The 10,000-nt window shown below is 45.6% G+C and carries 12 protein-coding genes; 7 read left to right on the forward strand and 5 right to left on the reverse strand.

Annotated features, from left to right (window positions below; all coding sequences use genetic code 11):
* Window positions 1-17: 17 nt before the first annotated feature.
* The 5 genes from RIG68_RS21160 to RIG68_RS21180 all read left to right on the forward strand — a co-directional run bounded on the left by RIG68_RS21160 (window position 18) and on the right by RIG68_RS21180 (window position 5,713).
* Complete coding sequence (locus tag RIG68_RS21160) at window positions 18-602, forward strand: Crp/Fnr family transcriptional regulator (protein WP_350126882.1); 585 nt, start codon at window positions 18-20, stop codon at window positions 600-602.
* Window positions 603-671: 69 nt separating this feature from the next.
* Complete coding sequence (locus tag RIG68_RS21165; protein ID WP_350126885.1) at window positions 672-1,775, forward strand: MBL fold metallo-hydrolase; 1,104 nt, start codon at window positions 672-674, stop codon at window positions 1,773-1,775.
* Between the two features lie 6 nt (window positions 1,776-1,781).
* Entirely contained in the window at window positions 1,782-2,975 is a 1,194-nt protein-coding gene (locus RIG68_RS21170) for an MFS transporter (protein ID WP_350126888.1), read from the forward strand.
* A gap of 98 nt (window positions 2,976-3,073) precedes the next feature.
* Window positions 3,074-4,030, forward strand: a complete 957-nt coding sequence (locus RIG68_RS21175; protein WP_350126891.1) for a helix-turn-helix domain-containing protein — start codon at window positions 3,074-3,076, stop codon at window positions 4,028-4,030.
* Window positions 4,031-4,123: 93 nt separating this feature from the next.
* Window positions 4,124-5,713 carry a DUF2147 domain-containing protein gene (locus RIG68_RS21180; RefSeq protein ID WP_350126894.1) on the forward strand — a complete coding sequence of 530 codons (1,590 nt, stop codon included), beginning with the start codon at window positions 4,124-4,126 and terminating at the stop codon, window positions 5,711-5,713.
* A gap of 656 nt (window positions 5,714-6,369) precedes the next feature.
* Here the strand turns inward: RIG68_RS21180 and RIG68_RS21185 are convergent.
* On the reverse strand, window positions 6,370-6,570 hold the full coding sequence (locus RIG68_RS21185; protein ID WP_350126897.1) for a hypothetical protein: 201 nt from the start codon (window positions 6,568-6,570) through the stop codon (window positions 6,370-6,372).
* 286 nt (window positions 6,571-6,856) lie between these two features.
* Between RIG68_RS21185 and RIG68_RS21190 the strand changes: the two genes are divergently transcribed.
* Window positions 6,857-7,279, forward strand: a complete 423-nt coding sequence (locus RIG68_RS21190) for a DUF6943 family protein (RefSeq protein ID WP_350126900.1) — start codon at window positions 6,857-6,859, stop codon at window positions 7,277-7,279.
* 63 nt (window positions 7,280-7,342) lie between these two features.
* Here the strand turns inward: RIG68_RS21190 and RIG68_RS21195 are convergent, their stop codons facing one another.
* From RIG68_RS21195 to RIG68_RS21210, 4 genes are read right to left on the reverse strand one after another with little or no spacing between them, the layout of a single operon-like run.
* Complete coding sequence (locus RIG68_RS21195; protein ID WP_350126903.1) at window positions 7,343-7,552, reverse strand: hypothetical protein; 210 nt, start codon at window positions 7,550-7,552, stop codon at window positions 7,343-7,345.
* On the reverse strand, window positions 7,545-7,775 hold the full coding sequence (locus RIG68_RS21200) for a hypothetical protein (protein WP_350126906.1): 231 nt from the start codon (window positions 7,773-7,775) through the stop codon (window positions 7,545-7,547). Before RIG68_RS21200 ends, RIG68_RS21195 begins: the two co-directional genes overlap by 8 nt.
* Window positions 7,772-8,179 carry a DUF5675 family protein gene (locus RIG68_RS21205; RefSeq protein WP_350126909.1) on the reverse strand — a complete coding sequence of 136 codons (408 nt, stop codon included), beginning with the start codon at window positions 8,177-8,179 and terminating at the stop codon, window positions 7,772-7,774. Before RIG68_RS21205 ends, RIG68_RS21200 begins: the two co-directional genes overlap by 4 nt.
* Window positions 8,180-8,191: 12 nt before the next feature.
* Window positions 8,192-8,965, reverse strand: coding sequence for a hypothetical protein (locus tag RIG68_RS21210; protein ID WP_350126912.1), 774 nt, complete (start codon window positions 8,963-8,965; stop codon window positions 8,192-8,194).
* 189 nt (window positions 8,966-9,154) lie between these two features.
* On the opposite strand from RIG68_RS21210, the gene RIG68_RS21215 reads away from it, so the two are divergent.
* Entirely contained in the window at window positions 9,155-9,355 is a 201-nt protein-coding gene (locus RIG68_RS21215; RefSeq protein ID WP_350126915.1) for a hypothetical protein, read from the forward strand.
* The last annotated feature ends 645 nt before the right edge of the window (window positions 9,356-10,000 follow it).

Raw genomic sequence — 10,000 nt, forward strand, 5'->3', positions numbered from 1 at the left:
TCTGTGATCAAAACCTGATGAAACATTTGAGCGGTAAACAGCAATTCGTCATTCACCTGAATGATATAAGTCCATTATCCTCACAGGTAAGTGATGCAATTTTGAATATGCTGTCTGAGGTCAAAATCAAAAAGAACCATGACCTCCAGTCCATCGGCCAGACCTGCAAGACGATCTACTTTGTACAGCAAGGAGTGGCAAGGATTTATTATTACAAAGATGGAAAGGACGTGACAGAATATTTTGCGTTCGAAAATGACTTGATCATCCGGGCAGAGAGCCTCTTTACGGGAAAGCCCAGTCACAAAGCAATTCAGTCCATCAGCGACACCAATTTTATAGCCATTCCAGCCCGGCAACTTTTTGCGCTCTTTGACCAGCACCGGGATATTGAGCGGTTGTTTCGCAAAATTGTAGAACACTCCTATGTCGACACCATCAATCGCCTCGAAAGCTTGCAATTCCATGCCGCTGAAGAACGCTACCGCTCCCTGATCGAAAAGTCCCCTGAAGTGATACAAGAAATCCCACTCAAACACATTGCTTCTTATTTGGGCATCACCCAGGTAAGTCTAAGCCGGATCAGGGCTAATATTTCCTGATTATTTAACAAATGTAAAAGGATTCCATTGCCACAATCCGGTCTTTTGCATTATCAAAAGATTAAAGCGATGGAGCAAAAAGAGATCAATACCCAAATACTCAGTGAATGGCTGGACACTGGCAAAAAAGTAAATGTGCTTGACATCAGGCCAACACACGAACGTGAAGAATGGCACATCCCCGGAAGCATTCATATCGATGCTTATGAGGAGCTGAAGAAGAACTACCCGGACGCTTTAAAGTCAGTAGATTTTGATAAATCCATTCCGGTAGTTACCGTTTGCTCAGGGGGAAAAACCAGCTTGGTAGCTGCCCAACTATTGCATCATTCAGGATACGAATCCTACAACCTGCAAGGCGGCATGAAGGCTTGGAGCTTGTCATGGAACACCGCTTCCCTGGCATTTGACTATTTCGAGATCATCCAATTCAGACGAACTGGCAAAGGATGCCTTTCCTACATGATCGTTTCAGGTCAGGAAGCCATGGTTGTAGATCCCTCGTTACCTGTGGAGGTTTATCAGGAGGTCATTGACCAGAGAAAACTGACTTTAAAGTACGTTGCGGATACACACATCCATGCAGACCATTTAAGCCGGTCAAAAGAACTGGCGGAAACCTTCGGCCTTAAACCTTCCATTCCGGAAAATGATAAATTGACATTCCCATTTCACTCCATTTCAGACGGTACCACCTTTAAATTTGGTGATATTCAGATAAAAGCCATCCACACTCCGGGGCACACACTAGAAAGCACTTCATACCTCATTGAGGATAAAGCACTGCTTACAGGTGATACACTGTTTACCAATGGAGTAGGCAGACCTGACCTGAAAGCCAATGAAGCGGAAGCCAGACACAAAGCAAGTCTGCTTTACCACTCACTAAGAAAACTGCTCGAACTGGATAAATCCATCCTGGTGTTGCCTGGCCATACCAGCCAGCCGGTTGCTTTTGACCGTAAACCCATTCAGGCCAGTATCGAGGAGGTATTAATGAATGTGTCAATGCTTCATCAGGAAGAAGATGCTTTTATCCAAACACTCCTGAACCGGATACCTACCACTCCTGCAAACTACCTCACCATTGTCGAGAAAAACCTTTCAGGTGATTTTACAGGCATCAACCTGACTGACCTGGAGGCTGGTGCCAACAGGTGTGCTATTTCGTAAGGAGTTATGGAGGTCAAACTAGGATTAAAAGAGAACTGGAGGCAGTTCACCTTACTGGTCATTATCAATGGCTTTGTGGGTGGTATGGTCGGACTTGAACGTACCATTCTCCCCCAGATTGCCGAAGCAGATTTTGGTATAGCGGCCAAAACATCCATACTATCATTCATTGTAGTTTTCGGTATTTCCAAAGCCATTACCAATTATTACACCGGTGCTTTCGCCAACAGGATTGGACGTAAGAACCTGTTGGTCATCGGTTGGTTGTTAGGGCTTCCTGTTCCTCTTATCCTGATCTATGCCACAAACTGGAATTGGATCATAGCGGCCAATATCCTGCTGGGGATCAATCAGGGGCTTACCTGGTCCAGCACGGTAGTAATGAAAATTGACTTGGTAGGTGATAAGAACAGAGGACTAGCCATGGGGTTGAATGAATCCGCAGGCTATCTGGCTGTGGGAATAGTGGCATTCCTTACCGGGTGGATCGCATCTGAATATGGCCTTCGTCCCTATCCGTTTTATTTGGGAATCGGCTTTGCCATAACTGGTTTGCTGGCCAGCCATTTCCTGGTAAAAGACACAGTTCACCATGTCAATTCAGAGATCAAAGTAAGCCAGGTTCAGAAATTGAAAAACATATTTCGAGAAACAACCTGGACAAACCCAAATCTTGGTTCCATCACGCAAGCCGGACTAGTCAACAACCTCAATGACGGCATGATCTGGGGGCTATTTCCAATTCTCTTAGCAAGTAAAGGTTTTAGTTTAGGAGAAGTCGGAAAAATAGTGGCTATTTATCCGATAGTATGGGGATTGGGTCAACTGGCTACCGGGAAACTGGCTGATATACTAGTAAAAAAATCCATGCTGTTTTGGGGAATGCTAATGCAGGGCATTGCCATAACGGCTATGATATATGCCACTTCATTTGTCCAGTTTACAATTTTGAGTATCATTTTAGGAATCGGTACGGCTGTCGTATATCCTACATTCCTGGCAGCAATTGCGGATTACACACACCCAGAACAACGGGCAAACAGCATCGGTGTATTCAGGTTGTGGCGGGATCTGGGTTATGCTATCGGAGCAATTTTGACGGGAGTTACAGCCGACTTTTTTGGGATTGAAACGGCAGTGGTATTGATCGGGGCAATTACCCTGCTATCATCATTTATCATAAAATTAAGGATGAACTAAAGTCCATGCCAACCCGACTGATTGCCAGATTTAATTTTTAGTTTTATGAAGTGACAGAAGCTCTATACCCATACGTAAATTCTCTTACTGCATACAGCATGATCATTTCTGCCATCCTGGTTCTTAAGGACAGAAACAAGATCAGAGGAGCCTATGCGGTTCTTGGGTTTATCACCTGCGTTTTCCTGTATCTCATAATAGATTTTGTGACCTTTCCTTTGCTCAAATGGATATTTGTAATAGGCCCGTTTTTACTTCCATTCTCTTTCTGGATGATGGCAAGGACGCTTTTCAATGACGATCCGTTATCACCCAAGCGAATATTGATTTATATAATCACAGCCACCTTCGTTTACTACGGTCTTTATTGCACTACAAATCTCACAGATTGGGATAAAATCTCGTCAATTGCAGGTAGGGCGCTATCGATTTTTTTTATTGGCCTGGCAATAATCGAGGCACAATCGGGGAAACGCTCCGACCTGGATGAGGAAAGAATCCGGTTGAGGAAGTACTTCACCTACTTCATCGGATTGGTGGTGTTCATTACCATTCTATCAGAATTGGGATTAACTAAAGATGAGCAGGAACTGCCCAAACTAATCCAACGAAGCGCCATTCTGCTTTTCAACACGTTCTTTATTGGCTTGAATGTTTCCATTAAAAGCCAATTGTTTGATACTCGCAGGAAAAACACAGAGGTAAAGCACCCAGACCTGATTGAAAAGATCCAGAAAATCATGATTGACAGAGAGTTCTACCGAAAGGAAAAACTGATGATTGGCCAGTTGGCAGAAGCGATTGGTGAACAGGAATACCGGGTGAGAAAAGTGATCAACCAGGAAATGGGATACCGCAATTTCATTGACTTTGTTAATTCCTATCGGGTCAGGGAGGCGTCAACCCTTCTGAAAGACAGGGAAAAATCTAATCTTACAATACTTGAAATTGCTTACAAAACAGGGTTCAACTCCATAGGTCCATTCAATCGATCATTTAAACAGGCGACAGGGTTCACCCCCACTGATTACAGAAGAAAACACTCCGGCAATTAATCCTTGCCGATTTTGAAATCGGCCAGCATTCTCCATTACAGGAGAGAATCTCATGATGTCCATCCCTAGTTTGGCAGAAAAAAATCACGGATTATGGATACACTTCTCAACGAGTTTTTATCAGCCTATGGCAAAATTATCATTATCGATTTCCTCAGGTACTTTATCCCTGCCAGTGCAGCCTTTTTAATCTTTTGGTTACTGCTCAAAAAGGCATTGAATCATCGGTTTATCCAGTCCAATTGGCCTAAGACGACCAAACTTTGGTATGAATTCCGGTACTCCCTGAGCACAGTACTCATCTTTGCCACAATTGGCACAGGTGTCCATCTGGCCAATCAAAAAGGCTATTTTCACATTTACCACGATATACCAGAATATGGATGGGCTTACTTCATGTTGAGTCTGGTAATCATGATTGTATTTCACGACACTTATTTCTACTGGACTCACCGGTGGATGCATCATCCCAGGATTTACAAATATATTCACAAGGTACACCACATGAGCACCAATCCGTCTCCTTGGGCAGCTTATTCTTTCCATCCTTTGGAAGCCATTGTTCAAGCCCTGGTGTTACCAATAATGTTGGTATTCATGCCCGTTCACGGGCTCATTCTGTTCATTTTTCTAACTTATATGATCCTTCGAAATGTACATGGACACTTAGGCTTTGAACTGTTCCCAAAAGGCTTTATCCGAAATAATTGGATCAACTGGCATACCACAACCACACATCACAACATGCATCACCACTATTTCAACTGCAATTACGGACTATACTTCTTGTGGTGGGATAAGTGGATGAAAACAAATGACAAGAGATATGAAGAAGAATTTCAAGAGGTAACGTCCCGAAAAAAATCTTGCCCTGTGAAACTTAAAGCCCTTACGCTGTTACTCCTCTTTACAGTTTCAGCTCAGGCTCAATCTCCTACAGGCAAGTGGATGACCTTTAATGAGAGTACTGGAGCACCTTTATCGGTTATTCATATCTATCAGAATTCTCAAACCAATTCGTGGGAAGGCAAAATTGATAGTGTGATCCTGCAACCTAATCAGGGAAAAAATCCCATCTGTATTAGTTGTCCTGATGATTTTAAAGATCAGCCTGTCTTAGGTCTTCAATTCGTTTGGGGCTTTAAAAAGTCAGGAAACGAATGGATTGATGGTAAGATCCTCGACCCGGAAAGTGGGAGTATTTACAACAGTAAAATATGGTTTGAAAGCGAAGATGAAATAAGAGTGAGAGGTTATGGGGGGCCGTTTGATCTATTTTACCGGACACAAACGTGGAGGAGGCTTTCAGGAAATGGAATCAACGGACTATGGGAGACAATTGACGATCGCTTTCAACAGGTGAAAGCACATGTGAAACTCGAAGAGAAGGGTAATGAACTGACAGGAACTATCCAAAAAATATTTCTCCTGCCTCATGAGGGTAACTATCCTATATGTGTTGAGTGTGATGGCCATCTCAAAGACAAACCAATTGTTGGGATGAAATTTATGTATGGGTTCAAAGAAAATGGCGATGATTGGGACAATGGTTCCATTCTTGATCCCGCCAATGGAGTTACGTATTGGGCGAAATTCTGGTTGAAAGACAAGGATACATTGATGATCCGTGGCTATTGGGGGCCGTTTTATCGCACACAAGAATGGAAGCGGTACAAGCTTTAGATAATCATCCAACCCCAATCCCTTGTGCCTTCAGCCTGCTCATTCCGCTACGCTTCACTCACAAGCTTACAGCACCGCACAGCAAGAGTAGCCCGTTATTCCGTTCCGTTGCACTGCACTCCATACCGTGCCACACTTGCTTTTCCCAACGCTCAAACCCCACGCAGGAAAAGCGGTGTTCGTCTTTCGCCCTCGGCATAGCATCATGCCAGGCCACCACAGCCCATTTTTTGAAAGTGTTTGTCTTTTATTGGTCAAAAAATAAGCTGTGTTGCCTTACGGTCTCCGCTAAAGCTCCGAGCCTGTCATGCTGCTTGCAACTCGGTTGTCATCCTCACGGCAGCCTACTCTGTCTTTTTAGCCCTGCCAGTCGTCCCTTTGTGGCATAGCTAAAAATCCACCGGCTGCCAGTGTTTTTGCTCGCCTGCGGGTCGCTGCGGGCTGCGGGACTGTCATGCTTTTTGCAACAACCCAACGGTATCCTTGCACACAGGCAATCGCTTATACCTTTCCCAATGCTCAAAGCAAAAAATCACGCCAGCCCTTGTGTAGTTCCGTTTCATTCCGGGCTTTTGTGGAGGATCAAATTACAAAAGCCCTGCATTCCACTTCACACATAGCAAGCCCCCGCAGCTCGTCCCTCACTGCTTTCCGGTCTAGCCCCCTTGCTCCACTCGCAGGCGGCTCGCAAGCCTCCGTTCGTTCCTCTCTACGGCTGGCTTGGCCGTTCGTCCATTACGCTGCGCTCCACAGCCTCCGTCCAGCCGTTTTAGCTCAAGGCTGTTTTTTCCTGCGTGGGGTTCCTGACGCACTATCGTTCCAAACCACATTCTCGTTTGCAGTTGAATGTTATCCATGATTCCTTTTGAATCGAAGTGACCTCTCCGGAAAGAAAACAAAACAAAGAGTGCAGCTAAGTTAGGCGGGCCCCACAAGGCCAACCCTAATCAGGACCGTCAAGGTCAAGCCCTTCGGGTTTTTGAAAAAATCTCCACCCTCTGGGTAGTATTTTTCCAAAAAACCTTGACTGCCCTGTCCATGCCCACCTGACTAAAGGCTTTCTCTTTTCTTTTTTTCCCTTTTTTCTTTTCTCTTTTGAAATGTGTGCGAAGCGCAGCGAGCAAAACTTTAAATGCTCATACTATGCACACTTTTCAGATCAAAACTTATCGAAAAAACTCCACCAGCTCTAAGCCTCATTTCTTCATTCTTTCCAAAGGACTGAATGCGGGAAAGCCGCTCGAAACCCCTTGTCCCAATTGCTTCGCCATCAACACAGAATCGGAGGAGGCACGGAACTTTTATTTCTGGCTCTCTTACGGTCTTTGGCAGGCACAGGCGTTCACGCCATACCTGACCGGTTCTGTTGTCCCATTCATCAGGATAGGTGATGCCAGGGCGGTATTGCTGGCAGGGCAGGAAAAGGCCTTGAAAGACCGTAGGAAGTACCTAAAGTCATTGGCACTCCTTCAGGACTTTGAGCAGAAAACCAATATCCTGCAAAAGCAGGTGGAGCTCGTGAAACAGGTCAAGAGGGCTATCATGTTTCAGATACTCCTGGAATGAAAAAAGGCCCCACGAGGAGGCCTTTTCATTGAGAGGAACACAAACTTTCCCGACTTGCGGGAATCACATCCCCTTCGGAGGTGGATGTTTTCTTTTGAACCGTTGGAATAACACCTTTAGCAGAATGGACACGGTAAAGCTCACTAATGCTCCGACAGCAGCCAATACACAGGTGTGGAGGATATCCCCGGAGCTGACGTTCACCAAGACACTCAGCAACGTACCTCCGGCAGTTCCTGCCTTCATGCCTCCTCCACTTACCAGGTTAGCCATCTTTCCTGTCCGCTTTTGCGCTATCCTCTACGGTCACTTGACTGACTGCAGTCAGTACCGTTCCACCTACGGTGAGATAGCCGCCCAAGGCAACTATTCCGGCCGGTAAACTGATTGGTGCTGCCAACAGAGCACCACCAGCTGCCGCTAGTGCCAAACCTACGTTTCGGAGCACCTTAAAAAACTTGGGAGTTGGGGCTTTCGCCCTTTCTATGATCGTCATACGCTTTTTGCTTTTTGAATATTGAGAAATACACTTTCGTCTCTTTCCATGGCCTCAAACACAAGTGTTTTCAGCCTGGAATCGGCAGCTTTGGAATCCGTCCCTCTACCTGGACCGATTACCTTTGAAACTGGGGCTATACAGCCCTTCAGTTCCTTCAGGGCTTCATTGGCAGGGTGAAAGAGGATGCCGCTTCTGTTCTGGATATTTTTGACCAGCAGGTGCCACCCCCGTTTGTCGGTATATCGCTTTACAAGCTCATACCTCCCTTCCGGGATGCAGGATACCATTCGCTGGTTTTCCCTCCAGGGAAGCTCGATGGTGGAGCTGAGCAGCAGCTCCCCATCATAGAGCTCTCCGTTGGTACCGTCCTGATGATAAACTCTGAATAGGGTTAATTCCATTTCAGGGCATCATTAGTTTTCCGGTAGCTGGACAAACTTGTCTACCTCAACCAAAGCCAGACAGTTAAACCCACCATTCTTCATGGCATACATCTGACCATTGACGGATTGATAGAAATCAATGCCAAAGGCCACTAATAGCACCTCTTCGCTGTTGGCATTAAAAGCCAAATCCAGCTCCAGGGGACCGGTTGCCACATTGCCGATTTCCACATCTGCTGACTCTGCCAGGTTGAAAGTGAATTCATCATTCTCGAAGTTCACCTCCGATAAAGCCGCTACCATCTTTAAGTGTGTAGCACCTTGGGGATAGGCCAGGCTATTGGCTGGAATGAACTCAGGAATGTCAATGGATGCGGTACCGGCCGCACGGTCAAAACTCACTTCATAGGGAGCGTATAGTGTGGCCTCCAGTCGGCCAGCCGCATTGAAATCAAACCCCTGGATCAAGTCCAGGTTTCCATTGGAAACCGTCCGCTCTCCTCTTGAATTGTCTTCATCCGATTGAAGGACGATCATTAATTGCTTGGTCAACCTGGAGGCTACCTTGCTGTCTGAAGTTTTCAATAAGAGCGGCCTGAAGGCCGTGCGGATTAGCTTACCAGCTTTCCCTGCCCGTCCAAACTCCGACCCATTCTCCCGGGTCCTTTGGAAGGCCGGATCATTCTTGATACGATCCCCATCAACTCCACCTTTTTCCCTGGCTAAATAGCCGTCTTTGCTCTTGTAGAAGGACACATCCCCGATGGTTCCTTGCAGTTTAATGATGCCTTTTTGTCGCGCCATATCGTCTTGATTTAGTTCGTTGCTTCGTTGCAACTCACCGAAAATCAACTATCTCCTTCAGGCAGACAAAAGGCAGGTTCCGTATAGGACGATAGGATACCGTTTATTCCGATTGGTTCAAAAAGAACTGCGGAGGTCATTTAGTATATTTACAGTATAGCAAAAGCATAGATGAAGTATAGATAGAGTATGATCGAAACCAAACGAGCCTGTATTTATCCAAAAGACGTGCAGCGCATCACCGGCAAGAGCGAGAGATACGGAAGGAAGCTCCTAAACAGGATCAGGGAGGAGTTTTCCAAAGAACCGCACCAGTTCATCAGTGTAGATGAATTCTGTGAGTTCACCGGCCTTGCACCGGCCATTGTTGAGCGTTACATCACCGATTGACCCTGGCAGATGAAGGCAGTCAAACGGCACTAAAATCTATGCTCCGTTACAATAAAATTTAGTACTTTTTGCCACGATTTGAACCCAAAAAGCGAGCTTTTTTGTATATTTACAAAGGTTTCGGAGTTCACCAAATGCACTCAAACCAGTTCGAATAAATTGAGAACTGAACGGTGAACCCGCTGAAATTACGTTTTGTAACTTACTGATACATAAAGATTTGCACGGGGTGGTTGTAATCCTGGTATCCCGACAAAAAGCAGACAGCAATGTCTGCTTTTTTGCGTTTAAGGCCCATGAGAACCTGGGGGCCAGCGGGTGGCGTTCGACACCGACGCAGGAGGTGCACGAGGGGAAGTGCGGCATGCCTGCGGGTATGAGTAATCCTGGTATCCCGACTCCGCCCGCCATAGCTTTTCAGCGACGTCGGGCTTTTTTGTTTTATACTCACAAAAAAGCTGCTTCACAAAAGATGATGAATCACCTTTTGCGAAGCAGCTACAAAGGGCTCCCTTGAAAATTGATTAAATGAGGGCAAAAAGTGGAAATGGGAAGATCTATTTGAGCCTTCCTATTTCGATTTTGTAGTGTATCGTATCATCTTTGGCCTTGGAAGAGTACAATTGGGCTATAAATCTGAGATGA

This window comes from Imperialibacter sp., assembly GCF_040222385.1.
Classification (GTDB): Bacteria; Bacteroidota; Bacteroidia; order Cytophagales; family Cyclobacteriaceae; genus Imperialibacter.